The organism is Streptomyces sp. NPDC088157 (assembly GCF_044741545.1).
Lineage (GTDB): Bacteria > Actinomycetota > Actinomycetes > Streptomycetales > Streptomycetaceae > Streptomyces.
This window is the reverse complement of record NZ_JBIUSU010000006.1, coordinates 409,607-431,686: the sequence shown is the minus strand read 5'-3', so window position 1 is coordinate 431,686 and position 22,080 is coordinate 409,607. Positions and strand designations below refer to the sequence as shown.

General features: G+C 71.8%; 19 protein-coding genes and 1 pseudogene. 9 read left to right on the top strand and 11 right to left on the bottom strand.

All coding sequences use genetic code 11. From position 1 onward, the window contains the following. The first annotated feature begins 69 nt into the window (after positions 1-69). Both ACIPFH_RS25870 and ACIPFH_RS25865 read left to right on the top strand, forming a co-directional pair. The gene (locus ACIPFH_RS25870) at positions 70-966 is read left to right on the top strand and encodes an alpha/beta hydrolase family protein (RefSeq protein ID WP_401829866.1); all 897 of its coding nucleotides are present in this window, start codon (positions 70-72) and stop codon (positions 964-966) included. A gap of 34 nt (positions 967-1,000) precedes the next feature. Continuing rightward, the gene (locus ACIPFH_RS25865) at positions 1,001-1,732 is read left to right on the top strand and encodes a PIG-L deacetylase family protein (RefSeq protein ID WP_401829863.1); all 732 of its coding nucleotides are present in this window, start codon (positions 1,001-1,003) and stop codon (positions 1,730-1,732) included. A 6-nt stretch (positions 1,733-1,738) separates the two neighbouring features. Here ACIPFH_RS25865 and ACIPFH_RS25860 read toward each other — a convergent pair whose 3' ends face one another. The 4 genes from ACIPFH_RS25860 to ACIPFH_RS25845 form a co-directional block, all read right to left on the bottom strand. Then, positions 1,739-2,407: a DNA methyltransferase gene (locus ACIPFH_RS25860; protein ID WP_401829861.1), complete on the bottom strand. Its 669-nt coding sequence runs from the start codon at positions 2,405-2,407 to the stop codon at positions 1,739-1,741. Positions 2,408-2,495: 88 nt separating this feature from the next. Continuing rightward, positions 2,496-3,029: a DUF6879 family protein gene (locus tag ACIPFH_RS25855; RefSeq protein WP_401829860.1), complete on the bottom strand. Its 534-nt coding sequence runs from the start codon at positions 3,027-3,029 to the stop codon at positions 2,496-2,498. A gap of 739 nt (positions 3,030-3,768) precedes the next feature. Beyond that, positions 3,769-4,458: a 4'-phosphopantetheinyl transferase family protein gene (locus tag ACIPFH_RS25850; protein ID WP_401829857.1), complete on the bottom strand. Its 690-nt coding sequence runs from the start codon at positions 4,456-4,458 to the stop codon at positions 3,769-3,771. A 125-nt stretch (positions 4,459-4,583) separates the two neighbouring features. After that, positions 4,584-4,841 carry a phosphopantetheine-binding protein gene (locus ACIPFH_RS25845; RefSeq protein ID WP_356249148.1) on the bottom strand — a complete coding sequence of 86 codons (258 nt, stop codon included), beginning with the start codon at positions 4,839-4,841 and terminating at the stop codon, positions 4,584-4,586. A 728-nt stretch (positions 4,842-5,569) separates the two neighbouring features. Here ACIPFH_RS25845 and fabF point away from each other — a divergent pair. Beyond that, a complete protein-coding gene (fabF, locus tag ACIPFH_RS25840; protein WP_401829854.1) occupies positions 5,570-6,808 on the top strand; it encodes a beta-ketoacyl-ACP synthase II in 1,239 nt (412 codons plus the stop codon). Between the two features lie 272 nt (positions 6,809-7,080). Here the strand turns inward: fabF and ACIPFH_RS25835 are convergent, their stop codons facing one another. From ACIPFH_RS25835 to ACIPFH_RS25820, 4 genes are read right to left on the bottom strand one after another with little or no spacing between them, the layout of a single operon-like run. Next, on the bottom strand, positions 7,081-7,824 hold the full coding sequence (locus ACIPFH_RS25835) for a hypothetical protein (protein WP_401829851.1): 744 nt from the start codon (positions 7,822-7,824) through the stop codon (positions 7,081-7,083). Positions 7,825-7,862: 38 nt separating this feature from the next. Then, a complete protein-coding gene (locus ACIPFH_RS25830; protein ID WP_401829849.1) occupies positions 7,863-12,539 on the bottom strand; it encodes a putative T7SS-secreted protein in 4,677 nt (1,558 codons plus the stop codon). A gap of 2 nt (positions 12,540-12,541) precedes the next feature. Continuing rightward, positions 12,542-13,198: a hypothetical protein gene (locus tag ACIPFH_RS25825; RefSeq protein ID WP_401829846.1), complete on the bottom strand. Its 657-nt coding sequence runs from the start codon at positions 13,196-13,198 to the stop codon at positions 12,542-12,544. After that, positions 13,188-13,610, bottom strand: a complete 423-nt coding sequence (locus ACIPFH_RS25820; protein ID WP_401830230.1) for an SseB family protein — start codon at positions 13,608-13,610, stop codon at positions 13,188-13,190. The genes ACIPFH_RS25825 and ACIPFH_RS25820 overlap by 11 nt, the downstream gene beginning before the upstream one ends. A gap of 540 nt (positions 13,611-14,150) precedes the next feature. Here ACIPFH_RS25820 and ACIPFH_RS25815 point away from each other — a divergent pair. Then, positions 14,151-14,849, top strand: a complete 699-nt coding sequence (locus ACIPFH_RS25815; RefSeq protein ID WP_401829844.1) for a TetR/AcrR family transcriptional regulator — start codon at positions 14,151-14,153, stop codon at positions 14,847-14,849. Between the two features lie 116 nt (positions 14,850-14,965). Here ACIPFH_RS25815 and ACIPFH_RS25810 read toward each other — a convergent pair. Both ACIPFH_RS25810 and ACIPFH_RS25805 read right to left on the bottom strand, forming a co-directional pair. Next, a pseudogene (locus tag ACIPFH_RS25810) lies at positions 14,966-15,604 on the bottom strand (DUF2993 domain-containing protein). A gap of 29 nt (positions 15,605-15,633) precedes the next feature. Continuing rightward, positions 15,634-16,494: a TetR/AcrR family transcriptional regulator gene (locus ACIPFH_RS25805; protein WP_401829841.1), complete on the bottom strand. Its 861-nt coding sequence runs from the start codon at positions 16,492-16,494 to the stop codon at positions 15,634-15,636. Between the two features lie 116 nt (positions 16,495-16,610). Here ACIPFH_RS25805 and ACIPFH_RS25800 point away from each other — a divergent pair, with 116 nt between their 5' ends. After that, positions 16,611-18,227 (top strand): MFS transporter, encoded by a 1,617-nt coding sequence (locus tag ACIPFH_RS25800; RefSeq protein ID WP_401829839.1) that lies wholly within the window; start codon positions 16,611-16,613, stop codon positions 18,225-18,227. 56 nt (positions 18,228-18,283) lie between these two features. Here the strand turns inward: ACIPFH_RS25800 and ACIPFH_RS25795 are convergent, their stop codons facing one another. Then, positions 18,284-18,838, bottom strand: a complete 555-nt coding sequence (locus tag ACIPFH_RS25795) for a MarR family winged helix-turn-helix transcriptional regulator (RefSeq protein ID WP_401829836.1) — start codon at positions 18,836-18,838, stop codon at positions 18,284-18,286. Between the two features lie 113 nt (positions 18,839-18,951). Here ACIPFH_RS25795 and ACIPFH_RS25790 point away from each other — a divergent pair, with 113 nt between their 5' ends. From ACIPFH_RS25790 to ACIPFH_RS25775, 4 genes are all read left to right on the top strand, one after another. Next, positions 18,952-19,467, top strand: a complete 516-nt coding sequence (locus ACIPFH_RS25790; RefSeq protein WP_401829834.1) for a YceI family protein — start codon at positions 18,952-18,954, stop codon at positions 19,465-19,467. Between the two features lie 193 nt (positions 19,468-19,660). Further along, positions 19,661-20,050: a cell division protein SepF gene (locus tag ACIPFH_RS25785; protein ID WP_356249164.1), complete on the top strand. Its 390-nt coding sequence runs from the start codon at positions 19,661-19,663 to the stop codon at positions 20,048-20,050. A gap of 337 nt (positions 20,051-20,387) precedes the next feature. Then, positions 20,388-21,668: an ATP-binding protein gene (locus ACIPFH_RS25780; RefSeq protein ID WP_401829831.1), complete on the top strand. Its 1,281-nt coding sequence runs from the start codon at positions 20,388-20,390 to the stop codon at positions 21,666-21,668. Beyond that, the gene (locus tag ACIPFH_RS25775; RefSeq protein WP_356249168.1) at positions 21,665-21,994 is read left to right on the top strand and encodes a nucleotide pyrophosphohydrolase; all 330 of its coding nucleotides are present in this window, start codon (positions 21,665-21,667) and stop codon (positions 21,992-21,994) included. The genes ACIPFH_RS25780 and ACIPFH_RS25775 overlap by 4 nt, the downstream gene beginning before the upstream one ends. The last annotated feature ends 86 nt before the right edge of the window (positions 21,995-22,080 follow it).

The window sequence follows — 22,080 nt, the reverse complement described above, 5'->3', positions numbered from 1 at the left end:
CCGGGGCGCCCCCACCCGGGCGCCCCGGCTGCCCGGGCTCAGTCCATCGCCGACCGACAAGGACCACCCATGAGCGTGTCCAGGACGGACCGGAAGAAGCCGTCGCAGACCTACTCGGCCGGGGTGCGCCCGCTCCTCGTCGAGGCAGCGGGCCTCACCCTGTCCGGTCTGCTGGCGGAGCCGCCCGACGGGCCGCCGCGGGCGACCGTCGTCGCCGTGCACGGCGGCGGCATGCGCGCGGGCTACTTCGACGGGCAGGTCCACGCCGACCTGTCCCTGCTCACGCTGGGCGCCCGGCTCGGTTTCACGGTGCTGGCGCTGGACCGGCCCGGTTACGGCCGGTCCGCGGCGCAGGTGCCCGACGGCCTGACCCTCGACGAGCAGTCCGCCGTCCTGCCCGCGGCGCTCGACGCCTTCGCCGAACGGCACGCCGTCGGGCGGGGGTTCCTGATGCTGGCCCACTCCTACGGCGGCAAGCTCGCCCTCGCGACCGTCGCACGCACCCCCGGCCTGCTCGCCCTGGACGCCTCCGGCGTCGGCCACCGTTTCGGCGTCGAGCCGTCCGACCGGCCGCGGTTGCGCCGGCATCTGGACTGGGAGCGCAACTGGGGCCCGCTGGGCCTGTACCCCGCGGGCACCTTCCGCGCGGCGGAGGCCCTGGTCGCCCCCATGCCCGTCCGCGAGGGCGCCGAGGTGGGCCTGTGGCCGGAGATGTTCGAGGAACTGGCGCCGCGGATCGACATCCCGCTGCGGCTGACGTTCGCCGAGCACGAGGCCTGGTGGCTGCACGAGGAGCAGGACATCGCCGATCTGACCTCCCGGCTGACCAAGGCACCCGTCGTCCGGGTCGAACGCCAGCCCGACGCGGGCCACAACATCAGCCTGGGCCTGGCCGCCCGCAGCTACCACCTGCGCGCGCTCGCCTTCTTCGAGGAGTGCCTGCAATCCGCCGGTACCACTCCGTGAAGACACAGCCGACACGCACCCCCGGAGCCGCGACATGACCAAGCCCTACGAACCGATGCCGGAGGACTGGCAGCGCGCGCTGTGCGTCGTCGCGCACCCCGACGACCTGGAGTACGGGCCCGCCTGCGCGGTCGCCAGGTGGACCGCGCAGGGCAAGTCCGTCGCCTACGCCGTGGTGAGCCGTGGCGAAGCCGGCATCGCCACCATGGCCCCGGACGCCACCGGGGCGATGCGCGCCGAGGAGCAGCTGCGGGCCGCGGCCGCCGTCGGGGTGCGGGACGTGGACTTCCTCGACCACCCCGACGGCGTCATCGAGTACGGCCTGCCGCTGCGCCGTGACATCGCGCGGGCGATCCGCAAGTACCGCCCCGACGTCCTGGTCACCATCAACTTCTACGAACGCTGGCGCAGCGGCGACTGGAACACCGCCGACCACCGCAACGTCGGCGTCGCACTGCTCGACGCGGCAAGCGACGCCGGCAACCCCTGGGTCTTCCCCGAACTCCTCGACGAGGGCTTCAAGCCGTGGGCCGGTGTGCGCTGGCTGGCGGTCGGCGGTTCCCCGGAGTCCGGGCACGCCGTCGACGTCACCGAGGGCATGGACGCCGGTATCGAGGCGCTGGCCGCGCACGCCGGCTATCTGGCGTCGCTGCCGCCGGACAACCCGATGGCCGACGTCGCCGGCTACCTCACCACCAAGCTCACGCGCTTCGGCGAGCGCTTCGACAACGTGCCGACCATGCCGTTCGAGATCATCGGTGTCTGAGCCGGATCAGGAGTCAGGCGCGGAGAACAGCAGGCAGTAGTCGCCGGTGAGGCTCTCCGACGGCGTGCTCCACTCGAAGTAGATCTCGCCCTCGAACTCGAGCACCTCGGACAGCGCGTGCCCGATGTCGAACGCCAGCGGGGTGATCTTGCCGCTGGAATCACGGAAGTTGCCGACGCAGACGCCGATCCGGCCGCCCGGCCGCAGATGCCTGCCGATGGTGCCGAAGATGTCCGCCAGCTCGGCGAGGTAGCGCCCGTAGGAGCCGTCCATGGTGCGGAACGCGGTGAGCGGGTTCTCCGGGTGGTCGTGCCGCGCCATGTACGGCGGGCTGGTCAGGCACAGATCGAACTCGCCGAGCCCGAGCCGGTCCCAGTCGCGCACATCGCCCGCGAGGAAGCGGCTCGGCGAACCCGCCGGCAGCCGGGCGTTGCTCGACGCGACGCGCTGTTCCTGCAGCTCGATCCCGGTGCCGACGCGGCCGAGCCGGTCGGCGACGACGATGGTGGTCCCATAGCCGGAGAACGGGTCGAGCACCCGGCCGCCCGGCGGACTGAACGCCTCCACGATCGGCCGGATCTGCGCCTCGGTGAAGTGGATGTCGTTACGCGCGCCCGGTGGCCGCTCACGTGCCTTGTCCGCGCTGTCCAGGTGGAGCAGCCGGTATGCCGTCATGATTTCCTCCTACGACGAAGACGACCCGTCTCCCGTCCCGCGGACGATGCCCGCGGTGGCGGGGGAGGGGTCGTCGGGCGTGGTCGCCTCAGGCCGCGGCCTGCTCCTTGCGCGGCGGCGTGTAGTCGGCGTGGTCGACGGCGCGCTCCCACACGGCTTCGAACGCCTCCTTGCACTGCCGGATCAGCTTCGGGTCCTCGGAGAACTCGTGCGGGCCCCACGAGCCGTCGCCGTGGAAGTTGGTGTAGCGCACCAGGCTGTCGTCGAACACCCAGAAGTCGTTGCCCGGCAACAGCAGGTCCGAGGCGCGCTGCCGCGGCAGCCAGCGCACCTTCTCGCCGGCGGGCACGTTCACGATCGTGGTGGTCTCCCACTCGTACTGGATGAAGTCGGTCACCGGCTCGGACACGATCCGCGCCCGTCGCCAGTCGATGCCGCGCTTCGTCGCCTCCTGCACCAGTTCGATCCAGTCGCCGTGCCGGTCGTACTCGATCGGGACGCCCTTCTGCCAGTCCACGAAGACCGGCCCCTGCGGGGTGTAGATGTCGCGCGTCTCCAGGTGGAGGGCGCTGTGCTTGGTCTGCGCGATCAACTCGGCGAAGGCCGGGAAGTTGCTCGACATGCGAATCTCCAATCCAAGGTCGTACCGGGGTGACGTCGAACCGACCGGCGAGCGCCTCGGCCGACAGCTCCACCTGTTGCGGCTCGGCGGAGCACGACTCGGGCACCGGTTCGCCGACGCCGGTCAGCACCTGCGCGGGCGCAGCCGGTCGGCGATCGCCGGCGATGCCCCGCAAGCGGTCGGTCGCCCGCTCGACTTCCGGGGCGCGGTCGTCCGGATACAACGCCCTTCGCCGGCGCCCGCCGTGGGAGGCGAGCCCATGGCCTTGACCCCAGTTGACAGGTTCGGCCTCGAACCGGACTGGAGGACCGGTCCGGCGGCCCTCGCCGTGCGAGCCCGGCGGCGGTCGAGGAACACGATTCGTCGGGCTCCGGCGAGTGACACCGTGCCCGAATACCGGCCGACCGGGGCGCCGGGGCCGGGAAGGTGAGTCCTTCCGGCCGGGCCGGGCATCCGGGTGCGCCCGCCCGGCCTGAGGCGTCCGGGAGCCGGCCCGCCATCGGCTCGGCCGCGCGGGGCCGCCGGACCGGCCCGCGCCGTACGGCACGGTGCGGCTCACCGCCCCGGAGGCCGTGCCCGCCGATCAGGACGGGGGCCGACGGTCCGGGCGGTCCCACCGGCCGACGCTCGCCGGGAAGGTCACCGTCCGGGACGGCCTCGCCGGTCCACGCCCGGGACGGAACGTCACCCGGCGCCGAAGCGCGGACATCACGCCTTCGAACCCGAGGTCGCTCGAGGGTCACTCGAGTGTCAACGCGGTACGCAGACGAGTCGGTTCGGTGCTTACCGCCGCGGCCAGGGCATTCCGGCGAGAATCAAACGAGTCCATGACATAGAGGTCTTCGAAGCGCAGGGGTGTGCCGTCCCCCGGCCCGCTCAGCGGAAGCGCCGAGAGATCAAGGGTGTCGAGCGAGTCCAGGTCCGTCCTGCCTATCTTGATCAACGCCTCCTTGCGCACCCATTGACGCAGGAAGGCGTGGTCAGGGTCCGCATGCGCGGTCACCAGGGCCAGCTCGGCGGCTGTGAGCACGCGGTGCATGACCTGGGTGCCGCGCCCACGCGCGAGCCGCTCCACGTCAATACCCACCGGGACGTGACCGGCGGCGGCGGCCACCACGCCGTCGGCATGGGAGAGACTCAGATGCACGTCCGGTCGGTCGGCGAGCAGCGGCCGGCCGTGGTCGGTCCTGCGGCACGTCGGGCAGTGCTGGGCGAAGGCCACCTGGGCCGGGACGACGCCCAGCAACCACCCCGCGCAGAGCCGGACCAGAGCGTGCGCGGCGACGAAGTCCCGACGGGCCGTCTCCCGGTGGAACCGCGCGAGCCGCCCGCGCTCTCCCTCGTTCAGCAGGTGCGTCCCCGCCAGCGGATGCCGCAGCACCTCGTCGGTGGCCGCCACCACGGCCACCGGGCCGCCCGTGTCAGTCATCGCTCCCCGTCTCCTCGAGCCACGACCCCTCCGGCCTCGTTCGGCGACGCGGCGGCCATGTGCCACGCGGTGCACTCGTCGTTGAGCACACCGGGACAGGCACCCGCGGTCGACGAGGGCCGCCGTCAACGATCGGAAGGGCCGGCCAGGACGCGGTCCACCAGCTCGCCGATGGTGACACCGGCCAGTTCGGCGCGCCGGATGTCCACCCCGTACGCCCGCTTGACCGTGACCATCAGGTCGGCGATGTCGAGCGAGTCGATCTCCAGCGTGTCGATCGTGGTCTCCGGGGAGATGATCTCCTCCGGTATGCCGAGGTCGACGAGCTCGGTGCGGAGCAGCTCGTGCACGGCCTCCGCGGTCACCTCAGTGGGCATGGACATGGGGTTTCTCCTTGTGGTTGAAAGGAAAGCGGGCCGTGGGCGGAGCCGGGTGCGGTGAAGACCCGCGCCCTGCCTTCCGCGTGTGCGGGAAATGCGACCGGCCGCGAAACGTCGACCGTTTCCGGCCGTCCGGTGCGCGGTCGGTTAGCCGATGTGCCGGAGCCGGTGATCCTGGCCGCCGTCGGCCGGGTTGACAGCCGCGCCGTCGAACGCCTCCCACACTGCCTCCAGTCGCACTCGATAAGAACTCGATAAGCACTCGATAAGCACTCGATAAACACTTGAGCGGCACTCGACAAACACTCGAGCAATTCCCGAGAAATGCTCGACCGGCAGGCGCTTCCGAGCGTCGGAAACACGCGCTGCCCGAGAGGTTTGCAGAGGATTCCGGCATCGAGGACGGACAGGTCCGACGGGTGTCCTCAAAGGCTCACCCGTCGTTCCATCCGCTGCCCACGAAGGCTCTGACCTGCATAGACACCTCGGCGACCGGGGATCTTGTCGCTCGTGACGGCCACCCGGAGGGAATCGGAATCCGTTATTCCTTCGGGTGCGCGCAGGCCCATTCCGGCAATGGTGACGCGTTCTTCCTCGGGGATCTGCAAGGGGACCTGCACGGTTCCCTACTTTGACACCGACTCATCCCGGTGTCCAGATCGGGGCATGCGCAGCGGAAGGCCTGCCGGATGGTATTGTTTGCATCGGCCGGGCCGGGTAGCGTCGGTGCAATGAATGATGAAGTCGTAATCACTGGCATAGGAGCCCTGACTCCGGTCGGAAATGATCGGGAGAGTAGCTGGGAAGCGATGGTGGCGGGCCGATCCGGCATCGCGCCCATCACCGCTTTCGATACCACCGGAATGAGCACCCGAATCGCCGGAGAAGTGAAGTCCTTCCAGACTTCCGACCATTTTGACACCAAGCGCACCCGGCGTATCTCCCGGTTCACCGCGTTCGCCGTCGTGGCGGCGCGCGAAGCGGTGGCCGACGCGAAGCTGAGCATCGACGAGGACAACCGGGACCGGGTGGCGGTCGTGGTGAACGCCGGGGTCGCGGGCTTCGACACCATCGAGGCGGCCACTCGTCAGTTGGTCGCCGACAGAGAACCGAGCTCCTACTTCGTTCCGTACTCGTTGGCGAACATGCCCAGCTGCGAAGTGGCGATCGACCTCGGCGTCCACGGCCCCGTCAACGCCAATGTGCTGGCCTGCGCGAGCGGTCTGTACGCCCTGATGGACGCGCGGCGCCTGATCCTCTCCGGCGAGGCGGACGTGGTCGTCTGCGGCGGCACCGACGCGGGGATCACGCCGGTGTTCATGAACGGTCTGTCCACCATGGGCGCGCTGTCCCGGCGCAACGACGACCCCGTCGCGGCGAGCCGCCCGTTCGACGTGGACCGGGAAGGGTTCGTGCTCGCGGAGGGGGCGGTGGTCATGGTCCTCGAGTCCGCCGAGCACGCCCGCCGACGCGGAGCCACCCCGTACGCCACCGTCAGCGGTGCCGCGTTGACCTGTGACGCCTTCCACGTCAGCGCCCCGTCCCCGTCAGGCGAGTACGCCACGGCCGCGATCAGGACCGCCGTCCGGCGGGCCGAAGTCGCACCGGACGACATCGACTACGTCTGTGCCCATGGCACCTCCACCAAGGCCAACGACCGCACCGAGACCAAGGCGCTCCGTGCGGCGCTCGGCGCGGCGGTGGACCGGATCGCCGTGAGCAGCCCGAAGTCGACCGTGGGCCACCTGGTCGGCGGCGCCGGCGCGCTGGGCGCGATGGTGTGCGCGCTGGCCATCCGCGACGGCGTCGTGCCGCCCACGATCAATCTGAACTCGCCGGACCCGGAGTGCGACCTGGACCATGTGCCCAACGTCGCGCGGCGGTTGCCCGTGCGTACAGCGATGGCGAACGCCTTCGGCTTCGGCGGCCAGAACTGCGTCGTCGTATTCACCGCCCCCGACCTGCCCTGACGATCCGGCGCCCGCGGAGTTCAAGTCACCCGTGTCCCGCGAGCGGTGAGGCTGGTCGTCACGCGGATGGCGGCGTTCACGGGTGGGCCGTCGGGTGCCGCCCCCCCGTCACCTCGAGCCCGCAGCGCCCCAGGGCGTCCAGCCACTCCGGTGCCTGCCGGTCCGTCAAGATTCCTGAACTGTCACCCAGGCCACGTTCTGAGCCACCGGGAGCCCGCATCGGCTCCGTTGACCACGGGCACCGCTCACGTTTCGCTGACCACGGGCACCGCTCACGTTTCGCCGTGGCGAAACGCCTGCCAGGCGTCGCGCACGGCGACCCGGAGTCCGGCGTCGTCGAGATCGCCGGGTTCCGCGAGGTCGGGGTCGACCGAGTAGTCCTCGAGGATCATGAACACCTGGTCCAGGAGATCGCCGAGCGCCCCCTGGACGCGTTCCCCGTTCGCCTGGGAGGCACGTCTGGCCTCCCACCAGCCGCGCGCGAAGTCCGGTGCGTCGCACGTCCCGTCGGTGAACGCGTCCAGCAGTGCCAGTTGTCGTGCCGCCGCACTGGCCGGGGCGACGTCGCCGGGTTGCGACCAGGCCCTATGGCCGGGGGGGTGCGAGGCGGCCACGGACGCCAGTGCCGGATGCCGTTCCAGGAGAGTGCGCGCATAGCGGCCGAAGCGTGCGCGTGCCGTGTCGGTGCCCTCGTTGACGGCCGCGGCCATGAAAGCGGTGGTTCCCGCGATCAGCGCGTAGCCTGCTTCCGGAAAGAGCACGGCTCCTTGCGAGTCGGGCGTGCGCAGCAGGAGCGGCGGGCGGATGCCCGTGCAGTCCGCGTCGGCGGGAAGCCGGGATGTCGCACCGGAGTCGCCGACGAGGCTCGTGGCGAGGATGTGCGAGGCCCCGACGGCGCGGCAGCCGGCCGTGATCCGGCGGGCCAGCGCCGCGTCGATCTGCTCGCCCACCGGCACCGGGGCCACGGACTTCCCGCGCAGCCAGGACGGGGCGAAGGCGCCGTCCGCATCCAGCACGAGCCTCGGGTCCGATGACGCTCCGTGTTCTGGATCGGTCACCACAGAAACCCTTTGTCGATGATTCCCTGGAACTGTTTGTCACCGAGCTTCCAGGCCGACCAGAATCTACCATCGGCGTGCAGCATGACCATCTTCTGGGATGCCGGGTCGATGAACCCGACTGCCGGCCCCTGGTTTCTGTAGTCGTACCGGTAGATCTTCGTTCCGTCCGCTGTCATGTGGTCACGCATGGCCTCTTCGAACCGTTGCAGGTTGGCCTTGTTCAGGTTGCCGGGACTGTCGAGGAAGTCTCCCGCGTGAGCGTGGAACTTCTTGCTCATGACCTTCTGGCTGGAGAAATCGGCCTTGTCCGCCCACGCGCCCCGAGGGCACGGGGCAAGCCCGAGCGGGTCCGTCCAGGCATGGGGATTGTCGACGTAGGCGGCGGGGTTGGGCGCGGGGCCGAGCCCGAGGGGGTCCGGGGAGGTGTAGCGGGCGGTCTCGGGGTCGTAGTGGCGGAAGTAGTTGTAGTGGAGGCCGGTTTCGGGATCGTAGTACTGGCCGGGGAAGCGCAGCGGCGTGTAGGCGCTGCTGTCGCGGGCCCAGGCGGTGGTGCCCCACAGGGTGGCCCGTGAGCGCCAGGCGATGTCGCCCGCCTCGTCGATGAGCTCGGTGGGGGTGCCGATGAGGTCGGTGGCGATGGCGAGGAACCGGCGGTCGATCTCTTCCTGGCGGTCGTCGGCCGTGAGGATGCGTTCGGTCTGGGCCAGAGGCACGTCGGCCCGGTGGTCCCAGGTGAGGGCGACCGTGTGCGGGAGATCCGGTCGGTGGCTGGTCTGTTCGCACAGGGTGGGGCCGTCCCAGGTGAAACGGACCTCCTCCATCACGCTGTCGCCGTCGGCCGCCAGACGCTGTTTGGCGATGCGGCGGCCCAGCGGGTCGTAGCGGTACCGCCATCGCGTCCCGTCGGGGGTGGTCACCGCGGCGAGGCGGTCCTCGGTGTCCCACTCGTAGCGCCAGGTGTCGGGTGCGCGGGACAGGCGGGTCTTCTGCCGCAGGACGACCCTGCCCAGGGCGTCGTACTCGAAGCGGATGCCCCCGGCGCGGGTCAGGTTGACGCCGTCGTAGGCGCGCGGCCCGGTGGCTTCGTGGCCCGGGTGACGGGACGGCCAGTCCGCCGAGGTCTGGTTGCCGCTCGCGTCGTAGGCGTAGCGCTCGGTCCACCCCTGGGCGTGCACGGCGGTGACCCGGCCCGCCGTGTCGAGGTCGAAAGCGCGGGTGCCCGAGAGCCGGTCCGCGACGGAGAGCAGGTGGCCGTCGGGGCGGTAGGTGTAGGCGCGGCTGTTGACGGTGCGTGCCCGTGCGGTGATGTGCTGTCCGGTGAGGCGTCCTGCCTCGTCCCAGGAGGAGGTCACGGTGACGGCGTCGCCGAGGACGCGGGCGAGTTCCCGGCCCGCGGCGTCGTGGGTGAAGTCGACGCGGTGATGGCCGGTGGTCAGGCGGAGGGGCGTTCCGTCGGCGCCGTAGGCGTAGGTGGTGACGTGACCGGTGGGGGTGGTGCGGCGGGTGCGGCGACCGAGGTCGTCGTACGCGTAGGTGACGGGGCGGCCGTCCACCAGTTCGGTCTTCACGTTCCCGCGGCGGTCGTACCGGTACCGCAGGTCGCCGTCGGGTCCGACTGCCTCCGACAGGCGTCCCGCCCTGTCGTAGGCGTAGGTCGTCACCCTTCCTCCGGCGTCCTTGCGCACCACCTGTCCGAGCTGGTCGCGCTCGAAGGAGACGGCCACGCCGAGCGCGTCGACACGGGTGGCGAGCTGCCCGGCGGCGTCGTAGCGGTAGCTGAGGGCGCGGCCGTCGAAGTCGGTCTCGCGGACGACGTTGTCGGCGGCGTCGTACTCGTAGGCCCAGCTCAGCCCGTGCGGACCGGTGACGCGCCGCAGACGCAGGGAGGCGTCGTGCTCGAACTCGTAGCGTGCCCCGTCGGGTCCGGTGCGGGCGAGCGGCAGGTCGAAGTGGGCGTACTCGAACCGGGAGACCCCGCCGGCCGCGTCGGTGGAGGTGAGGCAGTTGCCCTCGCCGTCGTAGGTCCACGACCCGGTGGCGCCGTCCGGGCCCGTGAGGCGGGCAAGCTGCCCGTCGGCGTGCCACTGCAGGCGGGTGACACCGCCCACCGGGTCGGTGACGCGGACCGGCCTGCCGAGGGCGTCGCGCTCCGTGCGGGTGGTGGAACCGGCAGGGCCGGTCACCTCCACGGGCAGTCCCGCCGCATCGCACACCACGCGCGTGGTGCCGCCGAGCGCGTCGGTGAACGAGGTGAGCCGGCCGGCGCGGTCATAGGTGCAGCGGGTGGTTGCGCCCGCCTCGTCGGTGACCGAGACGCGGTTGCCGCGTTCGTCGAACACCTGCGTCCTGCGGTACCCGTCCGGGCCGATCACCTCCACCGGCAGGCCGAGCGGGCCGCGCACGGTGCGCAGCACGCTGCCGTCGGGCCGGGTGGCGGACACCACGTGGCCCTCGTCGTCGTAGGCGTAGAGGGTGGTGCGGCCCAACGGGTCGGTGCGGGTGAGGAGGTTTCCGCGGGCGTCGTAGGTGAAGCCGGTGACGTGGCCGAGCGGATCCGTGGTGGCCAGAACGCGACAACCGGGGCCGATGAGATGGCGGGTGGTGTGCCCCTCGGCGGTGGTCAGGGTGGTGGTGCGGTGGCCGGTTCCCGCCCCGGGTTCGGTGTAGGCGAGGGTGATCTGGACGTGGCCGGCCTCGCCGCCTTCGGCGACGACTCGGTCGCGGTCGTCGTAGACGTAGTCGTAGCGGCTTCCGTTGGAGTCGATCCAGGCGATGACGCGGCGGCGGTCGTCGTAGACGAAGGTGGTGCAGGCGCCCGAGGGCTTGGTGACGGCGGTGAGGTCGCCGTCCTGATAGCCGTAGCTCATCAGCGCCAGGTCCGCGCCGTTCTCACCCGCCCCGGCCAGGCTCAGAGCGGTGACCAGGCCGTCGGTGACGGACAGGTTCACCTGGGAGCCCGCCGAGTGGACGAGGGCCAGCGGCAGACCGTCCTCGCCGCGGTCGACGGTGATCGTGTGACCGTTGCGTTCGGCGACGGTCGACAGCCAGGCCGTGCCGTCGTCGCCCGGCTCGACGCCGGGCGGGGCGGCGAAGTGACGGGTCAGACCGGTGTCGGCGTCGGTGACCGTGTAGTCGCCGTCGGGTTCCCGGGCGAGAAGCGTTCGGCCCCCGCCCGACTCCGCAGAGGTGGGCGCGCCGGGGGCCGGGTGCGGGTACGGGATCAGCAGCCCGTCGTCGGTGACGTGGACGACGCCGATCGCGTCGATCCGCAGACGCTCGTCGACGGTGGAGGTCCAGGCGGGCCCCAGGAAGCGGCCGGCCGTGCAGCCGGACTCGGTGCGGCGGGTGAAGACCAGCGGCAGGATGCCCGGGAGTTCGACGTCGGTCTGGGGCAGGAACATCCGGCCCGACGCCAGGTCGACCGGGTCGGTGCCGTCGGTGGTGCGCTCGCCGTCCGGGCGGCGGTGGGTGCCGTCCGGGGCGTCGTCGATCAGCCGGCGCAGCCGCGCGGCGTCGGCCGCCTCCTCGGCGATCCGCACGCCCTTCACCGCGGCGCCGCCGCCACCGGTGGCCGCGGTCAGGACCAGGTCGGGGATCAGCCGGCCGAAGCCCTCGGCCGGGTCCTTCATGAAGTCCTTGACCATCTGGGTGCCGGTGCCGACCGGGTCGTTGGCGGCGACCACCAGACCGGCGGCCAGGCTGTTGAGGGACGTGGCGTACTCGGCCGGGTGCGTGATGTTGTACGGGTCCATGGGGTTGACGCTGCGGACGAAGTTCAGGATCCCCGCGGTGCCCTTGATGACGCCGCCGCCGACGTGGTCGCCCATGAGCTGCAGCTCCTGCATCCCGTCGCCCAACTGCTCGGCGTAGGACGGCTTCTGCGGGGCCGTGTCACGGGCGGCGCGGACCGCCGTGCGCGCGGTCTCCGCCGCCGAGTTGCGCTGCTTGCGGGCCTCGGCGAGAAGGTCCTGGGCCTCCTGCATCAGCTTCTTGCCGGGGTCCTCGAACGTCGCGGCGGGCCTCGCCGGGAGCGTGGACGGGTCGCGCCTGTCCGCGGGCTGGGCGTTGTAGCGGTCGACGGCGTTGTTGAAGTCGTCGACCTTCTTGCGGTGGGCGTCGGCGGCGTCCTCGGAGGCCTTGACGCCCTCCTTCCACTTGTCGATCGCCGTCTGCGCCTGCCCCTGCGCCCAGGTGACGGTGCCGGCGAACGCGTCGAGCGCGCCGGCCGCCTTCGCGCAGGCGTCGGCGCCGGTGAACCACTTGGGCGGCTGGGTGCTCACCGCGGTGCGCAGCGCGTCGGCCGTCTCCCCCTTGAGCCGGGACGAGTCGAGGCCCTTGAGACCGTCGCCGGCGCTGTCGAAGGCCGACTGGAAGCCGCGTAGTTTTCCGGCGGTGGAGCGGAGCTTGTCCGGGCTGCCGTAGATCAGCTCGGTCTTGTCCTCGGTCTGCCCGAGATCCATCTCGTCGACCTCGGCGCCCAACCGGTTGGCGACCGAACGGGACTGCTCGCGCACCCAGTCCGCGCCGGACTCCCAGCCGACGTCCTCCAGCCGGTCGGCAGTCCAGTCGCCCGCGTCCTCGACCCGGTTGCCGACCCACTCGACGCCGTCCTCGACCGCGTCCTCGACCGAGTCGGGCGTGATGTCACTGATGAAGTCGCCGATGCCCACCGTCAGTTGCCCCCGGAGTCACCCTGCTGCTGTTCCTGCTGGGCGCGTTCCTCCGGCGACGGGCCGAAGGTGTCGTCCAGCGCCTGGTTCCACTGGTCGTCGGAGATGCCGAGCGCGTCGTTGAGCACCTGCGACTGCCGGCCGCCCTGGCCCTCGGTGAGAACCGTGCGGCCGGTGTCCTTCCAGGTCTGCCCCATGTCCTGGCCTGCCTTGTCGAACGACTCGGCGCTCCAGTCCGGGTCCAGGTAGTCCGGCGTGAAGATGTCGCCCCAGTTCTGCTGGGCGATCTCCTCCTCACCGGCGTGCGGGTTTCCGCCGAACAGGGAGTTGGCGCCCACCTTGAGCGTGCCCGCTACGTACTGGTCGTGCTCCCACTGGGTGCCCGCCGCCAGACCGAGGCGGTTGGCGAGCGCGCTGGCGTCGCTCACCAGGGCGCGCACCCCCCACTCCCAGCGCTCGCAGAAATCCTCGAAGTCCACCGACAGGCCGTGGTGCCCGGCCTCCATCCCGGTCACCGCCAGCTCCGAGAAGCCCTTGCCCATCACCGAACCGGTGGCGCCGCCCAGTTCACCGAGCTGGTCGATCGTCGCACCCACGCCCTGCGTGAACTTGGCGACGGACGCCTTGTCGAGCCGGAGGTCCGGTCCCTCACCGCTCATGCCGTGCCCCCTCTCCCGCCCGACCGGCATCGACGGCGACGGCTTCCGGGACGATGCCGACGACCGGCGGGAAGAACATGGACCCCTCCTCGGTGGCGATGTCGACGGCGAGGCCGGCGGGCTCGCCCAGCGTGGGCACGATCTCGTCGACGATGCGCGCGCCCAGCAGCGCCGCGTAGTCCATGGGCCGATCACCGGACGCGTGACGCACGGCGAACCGGGCCAGCGCGGCCTCGTCGGTGAACCCGCAGATCCACCGCACCCCGCCCGAACGCACCGACCAGAGACCTCCGTCGGCCACCGGCACCAGAAGGACCGAACGCCGCATCTCGCCGACCAGAGCCCGGGGGTCGTCGCCTCCGCTTCTCCGCTCTGCGATGCGCTCGGCGAGCGGAGCCCTCGACTGCTGCACGGTTCCTCCCCGGTCGTCGGTGACTGCTGGCACCGTAGAGCAGGACGCGCCGGACGAGCGGGTGGTTCTTGGGAAGAGGTCGTCCCCGGCCTCGGCGCGGGCGTCGGCGATGGTGAGCGGTTCCTCCTCGGAGCGTCGGCCGCGCCGTCGGTCGGGCTGTTCGGGGAGGACGAGCTCCCCGCCGATGGCCCTCACCGTGCTGGTGGCCACCGCGGCGGCGGGTCTCGCCCTCGTCCGTCGGGCGCGGCCGCAGGCGTGGCTCGTGACAGGGACACGGGGAACAGGCCTCGGTCCGACCGTGCCGTCCGTGCCGTCCGTGTCGTCCGTGCCGTCCGTGTCGTCGGTCCGTCCGTGCCGTCCGCCTGACACCGTCGGCCCGCCCCTGCTGCCGACCTGCCACTACTGCGGGGAGGCGCTGCCCTCGGTCCGAGGTGCCCCGAGGCCCCCGGAGGCGCTCCCCGAGTCGCCCCAGCGGCGAAGATCCGCCACAATGGGCGCCCGTTCGTCCGTTCGTCCGTACCGAACCACCCGAGGTTTCCCGTGACCCACTCCGTGGCCCGCGAGCCGCAGCGGCGTAATTCGCGGTCCAACCGGGCGCGCATTCTGGCCACGGCCCGCCAGGAGCTCGGCCGGAATCCGGACGTCACCCTGGAGGAGATCGCGCGGGCCTCCGGCGTCGTACGCCGTACGCTCTTCGGTCACTTCCCCGGGCGGGCGGCGCTGCTGGAGGCCCTCGCGGAGGAGGCGTCCGAGGCGTTGCGGGGCGCGCTGGAGATCGCGGTGCGTCCCGAGGAGCCGGCCGAGCGGGCGCTCGCGTACTTCGTGTACTCGATCTGGCCGGTGGGCGACCGCTACCGGCTGCTCCTGGCGCTCGCCCAGCGCGACCTGGGCATCGAGCGGGTGGCCGGCATCCTCGCCCCCGCTCGTGACGAGGTGACGGCGATCCTGGCGCGTGGGCAGCAGGACGGCGCCTTCCACACGCATCTGCCGCCCGCCGTGCTGAGCGCCGGCCTGGAGGGCATGCACATCGCGCTGCTGGAGGAGGTCAACACCGGCGCGCTGGAGGACGACGGGACGCGTACCGCCGTCGCCACGCTCGTCGCGGCCGGCGTCCCGGAGGGACGGGCCCGGACCGTCGTGGACGACGTCGTATCGGCTGCGACCGCGAAGGCTGCGACCCCGAAGGCGGCGACTGCGACGGCGAGGACGCGTACGGCCACGGGGCCTCCCGGCGCCTGAGCCGACCCGTACGGGGACGGGGCTTCCCGGCGTCCGGGCCGACGCGTACGGAGACGGGGCCTCTCGGTGTCCGGGCCGACCCGGGTTCCCGACGTCCGTCGGCGGCGGGCTCGCTCTCAGCTGTTCCGGTGCGACGACTCGTCGTCCGGGCCGAAGGTGACCGAGCTGCCCGTGAAGTGGGCGTCGAGACCGGCGGCGGTGGTGGTGACGGAGCGCAGGCTCAGGCCGTCGGGGAGGTTCCGCAGCTGGATCGGCTGCTCGAAGACCTTGTCGAGCACCGCCTCCCCGGCGCCGGACAGCGTGCCGCCCTCGACCTGGAAGTCGTCGAACGCGATCCGGTTGCCGGACGCCGCCGAGACCTTCGTGGTGACCGTGACGCGCGCGCCGCCGAGGGGCAGCAGGATGTCCGCGCTGATCCGGCCCGGGCCGGCGCCCCGGGACACCTCCAGGCCGAGGGCGTCGGACACGTCCCGGTAGGACAGACGGGCGGTCGCCTCCGCCGATCATGCCCGCGCCGCCCTGTCGTCGTCCGACCTGGTCAGTCCGTCCAGTCGCAGGTCGAGTTCGGACAGCGGCAGCGGGCGGGCCGAACCGTCGGCGGGGATGTCGAGGGCGGTGATGTCCACGTGCCGCAGGGTGCCGGAGGCCACCTGCGTCAGGACGGGGAACCCGCGCACATGGACCTCGGGCCGCACCGGGGTGTCCATGCCCTCCTGGAACGCCTTCGCCGCACGGGACTCCACCCGTGCCGTCACGAGCCGGTCGACCGTGACGGGGACCAGGATCAACGCGAGCCACGCTGCGAGGGCGACGGTGGTGGCGGCCGGACGTCGGAGGCGGACGCCGGTGCGGGGCGGTTCGGCCGCGTCGTACGACGTGCCGGTCCCGTACCTGGGCTGCTGGTGCATGAACTCTCCTTCTCGGACGGCGGTGCGGCCTGCCCGATGGTGCGCAGGCGGCGGACGGTCGAGGCCGCGGTGTCGCTGTCGACGCCCGCGGCGATCAGGGCGCAGGTGGCGGCGCGGGTGCCGTCGTCGGCCCAGCCGCCGGTGTCGACGGAGCCGAGGAGGGCCGGCACGTAACCCTCGATGGCCCTGCTGAGCGGGCCCGGCGGAACACCGGTCTGGAAGACGCCCTGGCGTCGCCCCAAGGTGAGGATCCGCACGGCCATGTCCCGTGCGGGGGCGAGGAGTTCGCTCACCCGATCGGCGCCGAGATCCTGGCCGGCGAGCCCGATGAGCGTGCGGTAACGGTCGCCCACCGTCCACAAGGTGAGGACGAAGCGTGCCAGGGCACTCGTGGCGTCGAGTGCCGGTGCCGGTGCCGGTGCCGGTGCCGGTGCCAGGGCCGGCGCCGGTGCCGGGAGTGGAGGGGGTGCGGTGTCGGGCGGCGGCCGGTCGGCGACGGCGATCGCCAGGCGTATCGCCTCCGCCGCGTCCGCCGCCAGTCCCTCGATCAGCGCGGAGCGCCCCGCGAAGTGGAGGTAGAGCGTGCGACGGGCCACGTCGGCGGACTCGGCGATGTCGGCGAGGCTGCTGTCGGGGTCACGGCCCAGTTCCCGCAGGGCCGCCTCCAGGATGCGGGCGCGGGTGGCGCGTGCGGAGGTGCGGTGCCGCGGGCCGCGGGGGGACGGTCGGGCGGTCAACTCGCCTCCTCTGGTCTGGGCACGGAGCAGCGGGCATCGCAATATTTGCACACCGATGGGCAATAAACTAGTCTGCACATCAATGGGCAATTAACTCGTCCCCTTAGGAGCCCCCCATGCCCTTCCCCGCCCACATACCGGTCGAGAAGACGACCGGGCCGTACGCCAAGCGCTGGTCGGCGCTGATCGTGCTCTGCCTGAGCCTGCTGATCGTGGTCATGGCGAACACGTCGCTGATCGTGGCGGCGCCGGACATGACCACCGACCTGGGCCTGAGCAGCAGTGACCTGCAGTGGGTCATCGACGGCTACACGGTTCCGTACGCCGCGCTGATGCTCGTCCTGGGTTCCATCGGCGACAAGTACAGCCGTCGTGGCGCGCTCATCACCGGTCTGGTGGTCTTCGCGGGCGGTTCGGTGATGGGCAGCCTGGTCGACCGGACGGAGCTGGTCATCACGGCCCGCGCGATCATGGGTGTCGGCGCCGCGGTGGTCATGCCGGCCACGCTGTCCCTGCTGGTCGCGATCTTCCCCCGGCGTGAGCGGGCCAAGGCCATCACGGCCTGGACGGCCACCTCGGGACTGGCCATCGCCGTCGGTCCACTGGTCGCCGGCTGGCTGCTCCGGGACCACGCCTGGGGTTCGACCTTCCTGATCAACGTGCCCATCGCGCTCGTCGCCGTCGTCGGCGCGCTCGCGCTGGTCCCGCCGTCCAGGGCGGCGGGCATGGGCCGGATCGACTACGTCGGCGGACTGCTGTCCATCGTCTCCGTCGGTTCGCTGGTGTACGCGACCATCGAGGGCCCGCACTTCGGCTGGGGCGCCGGTCCGGTCGCCGCGGCCGTCGTCGCCGGTGTCGGCCTGGTGGGGTTCGTGGTCTGGGAGCTGCGGCATCCGCACCCGATGCTGGACGTCCGCAAGTTCCGGCTGCGGTCCTTCAGCGGTTCGATGCTCGCGGTGCTGTTCTTCTTCTTCGGCACCTTCGGGGCGATCTACTACTCCACCCAGTTCCTCCAGTTCGTGCTGAACTACGACGCCTTGGAGACCGGTGTACGCCTGCTGCCGCTGGCCGGTGCCGTCTTCGTCGGCGCCGCGGTGACCGGGCGGCTGACCCCGAAGCTGGGCGTGCGGGCCATGGTCGTGGCCGGCATGGTGATCGGCACCGCGGGCGTCTCCCTGCTCACCCGGGTCGACGCGGGTTCCACGTACCCGGACTTCCTCGCGCCGATGATGATGCTGGGCTTCGCGATCGGTCTGAGCGTGTCCCCGGCCACCGACACGATCATGGGGTCGTTCCCGGAGAGTGAGCTGGGCGTCGGCGGCGGTGCGAACGACACCGCGCTGGAACTGGGCGGCTCGCTCGGCATCGCGATCCTCGGCTCGCTCCTCGGCACCGCGTACCGGGACGAGCTGACCGGCCTGGTCGGCGGCAACCTTCCGGCCGCCGCGCTGGAGACCGCCAAGGACTCGGTGGGCGGCGGCCTGGCGGTCGCCGAGCAGGTCGCGAAGGACCCCGCCGGCGGGGCGCGGCAGGCGCAGGCCCTGACCGAGGCGGTGCACGAGGCCTTCGCGCACGGCGTCGCCCGGACCAGCCTGGTCGGCGCGATCATCATGGCCGCCGGCACGCTGATAGTGCTCGCGGTCCTGCCCGGCCGCAAGGCCACCGTGGACACGGAGCGGCCGCAGGAGAGCGGGGCCACGGAGGGGCGCGAGGAGTACTCCGACGCGCGGTAGGACGACCCGCCCGGCCGCCCCGCGGTCGGGGCGAGGGGGCCGGGTCGCCGTCCGATTCAGTCGGAGGCGGCCGCGGGCTCCGGTTCCGGCTCCGTCCCTGTGGACGCCGCCGCCGCTGCCGCCGCCACGCCCGGCATCAGCTCGCTCATCGCAGCGCACTGCTCGGGCCCCATGACGTGGGCCAGCGCGCCCGTCACCGTCTCGGACAAGGTGCCGGACGCCTCATGGAGCAAGCGACGGGCCTTCTCGGTGAGGGCCACCTCGACACCGCGCTTGTCCCCGCACACCGACTTGCGGGTGACCAGACCGGCGTGCTGAAGGCAGGCGATCTGATACGTCAGCCGGGTCTTGGGCCGCCCCAGCAGCTCCGCGACGCGGGTCATGCGCAGGCCGCCCTGGGGCTGCTCCGCGAGGAGGCACAGGACCAGGAACTCGTCGTGCGAGACGTCGAGCCGCTCCTTGACCACCGAACGCAGTCGCTGTTCCACCGCCCCGGTAGCGGCCAGCAGCAGCATCCAGCCGCGCAGCTCCGGTGGCAGCAGCCCGGGGGCGGCGCCCTGGGCCGACGGACATGCGGGCAGGTCGGCGGGGTGTTCGACGGAGTCTGCCATGGCATCGAGTGTATCCCTTGTCCAAATTTGCACGACTTGGTTGTTCAGATTTGGATTACCAGCTACCGTGGCCGCGACCTCATATCCAGATGCGCAACACAAGGAGAACGGCCATGACCGTCGCTGTGGAAACCGGACTGTGGCAGCTCGACGCGGGCGCCTCCACCGTCGCCCTGAAGCACAAGTCGATGTGGGGCCTGGTCACCGTCAAGGGCGTCTTCGCCACCGTCGGCGGCGGGGGCGAGGTGGCCGCGGACGGAACCGTCACCGGCACCCTGACCCTGGACGCGGCCTCGATCGACACCAAGAACGCCAAGCGGGACACCCACCTGCGCAGTGCGGACTTCTTCGACGTCGACAAGTACCCCGAGATCACCTTCGCGCTGCGCGCCGCCGAACTCGGCGCCGACGGGGCCGTGAAGGTCTCCGGCGGGCTGACGGTGCATGGCATCAGCCGGCCGCAGACCTTCACCGCGCGCCTGAGCCAGGCGGACGCCGACGCGGTCACCCTGGATGCCACGTTCACCGTGGACCGGGGGGAGTTCGGAGTGACCACGAACCAGCTCGGCATGATGGGCGGCCTGACGACGATCATCACCACGCTCCGCTTCACACGCAAGGTTGCCTGACACGACGTCGGCGTGATCGGGGCTGGTGGGCGGGGTGTGATTCGGCGGGACGATTGCGGTGTGGCCGTGACGGGAAGCCGCCGCTCGGTGCCGAAAGGGGTGGCGGTCCGTGTCGTTGTTGGGCCGAACGGGTGACTTGGCGTAAGAATTGACTGGTGCACGCATTGAAGGCGAGTCAGTTCGGGGGGTGCCGGTGAACCGTTACGACGTCACCGATGAACAATGGGAAGGGCTCGCTCAGGTTGTTCCCTTGCGGGGCCGGGACGCGTGGCCGTCGGCGGTGGGCCATCGCGCGCTCCCGGACGCGGAGACGGAGACCCGGCGCCGGTTCGTGGTGCTGCGGATCAGCGTCTTCGCCGACGCCCGTGAGGTGGCCGAGACACTGATGGCGGGCATCCCGGTGCTGCTCGACCTGACGAGCGCGGAGACCGACACCGCCAAGCGTGTCCTGGACTTCTCCACCGGGGTCGTCTTCGGCCTGGCCAGTGGCATGCACCGGGTCGACCGCAACGTCTTCCTGCTGACCCCGCCGGGCACCGAGGTGAGCGGAATCATGGAGGGGGCGGGAGTTCCCGGGGTCTGAGCCTGCGCCCGGGCGCTCGCGTACCCGGAAGGCCGCGCCGAGCGGCGGAGGACGTCAGCGGTGATCGCGCTCGCGTCACCCGTCGCCGCTCGGCCGCACCGGTTCGGCTCAACCACACCGGTTCCGTTCGGCGCGCCCGGTTCCGTTGGCCAGTTCGTCTGCACGCGTCCTGCTCGCTGTGCTGATCCTGCCCGACTGTGCGCGCTCCGCCCGGTGCGGCTTCCAGGAGGCGTCCCCGGCGTTCCCGGGGTCCCGGGGACGCCTCGTGGTCGCTCGATCGTAGGAAGCTTCTCCGGGCGGAACGGTTCGGCTGTCGGCGGAGTCCTACGGTCCGGACATGCCCTCGCCGTCTGCCTCTTCCGCGCACTCGCCCTCGCCCCGGTCCGCGTCCGACGGGGTGCCGGCCGGGGACGCCACTCGTACCGTGCCCGCGCAGGCGCCGTCCGTGGAGGAGCGACGTGTTCCGTCCGCGCCCGGCCCCGGCACGGCGTCCGCCCAGGTGCGGTACGTCCGGCCCTGCGTCACCGAACTGCGGCTCTCCGCCTTCGCGGGGCATCGGCGGGCCCGGTTTCCGCTGGGGGCGGTCACGCTGTTCGTGGGAGCCAGCGGGAGTGGCAAGAGCAGTGCGCTGCGGGCGTACGAGGCACTGGCGCGGCTCGGAGGCGGGGCCCGGCTGGGTGAGGTGTTCGCCGACCCGGTCGCCTGTGTGCCTCAGGGGGCGCGGCCCGATGCCCAGAGCCGTCGCGGCTTCCGCATCGGATGCACGGCCGACGGACCCGGTGGGCCGGTTCAGCTCGACGTCGCCGTGCAGGCCGAACCCGAGTTGCGCATCGTGGGGGAGCGGCTGAGCGCCGCTGGTGTCGTGTTGCTGGAGACGGCCCTGCGCGACCCCGGACGCCGCACGGTGCAGGCCGCCTGGCACACCGGCGGCTCCGCGCCCGTGACGCGCGCCCCGCTGCCCGACGACCGGCTCGGCACCGCGCTGCTGCCGCTGCGCGTGGCCGGCCGGACCGACGGACAGCGGCAAGTGCTCGCCGCCGCCGAGCAGATGGTGGTCGCCCTGCGGTCCGTCTTCGCCTGCGATCCGCAGCCCGACTGGATGGGCGTCCCCGTACCCACCGGGTCGGGAAGGCTGCTCGCCGGCTGCGACAACCTCGCCGACGTCCTGTGGCGCACCCGCGAGGAGTGCGGACGCCGGCATGCGGCACTGGTGGCCGCGCTGTCCGCCGGATCCGCCGCACCGGTCGTGGACCTGCGCGCCGAGACGCTGGCCGACGGCACGGTCCGCGCGCTGCTCGACCGCGCCGACGGCAGCCGCACCGAACTCGCCCGGCTCGGATACGGCGAGCTGCGCTACGTCGCCCTCGCCCTGGTGCTGCTCACCGGGCCGGGCGTCCTCGACGTGGACCAGGCCGGGGAGGTGCCCGCCGCGATGCAGACCCTCACCCTGCTCGCGGACGGCCTCGACCGGGGCCTCGACGCACGGCAGCGCGCCGAACTGCTGCGGCTGGCGGTGCGGATGGCCGAGCGCGGGCACATCCGCTGTGTCGGCGCGGTCGGCGACGGGTACCGGGCCGCCCGTACGGAGGGGGTGACGGTGGTACACCTGGGTCCGTGACGGAACAACACCTCGACGTGGCGAAGCTGCAGCGCAGGCTGGCCGAGTTCGCGGCCGCGCGGAACTGGCAGCCCTTCCACACCCCCAAGAACCTCGTCGCCGCGCTCAGCGTGGAGGCGTCCGAACTGGTCGAGATCTTCCAGTGGTTGACGCCGGAGGAGTCGGCGCGCGTGATGGACGACCCGGACACCGCCCACCGGGTCACCGACGAGGTCGCCGACGTGCTCGCCTATCTGCTGCAACTGTGCGAGGTGCTCGGGATCGATCCGCTGGCGGCGCTGGACGCGAAGATCGACCGCAACGAGCACAGGTTCCCGGCACCGTAGCGACACCCGGACCCCTCGGCACCACCACACCCGGACGCCTCGGCACCGGGACGCCTCGCCGACACGGCACCTCAGTGCCTCGGTCC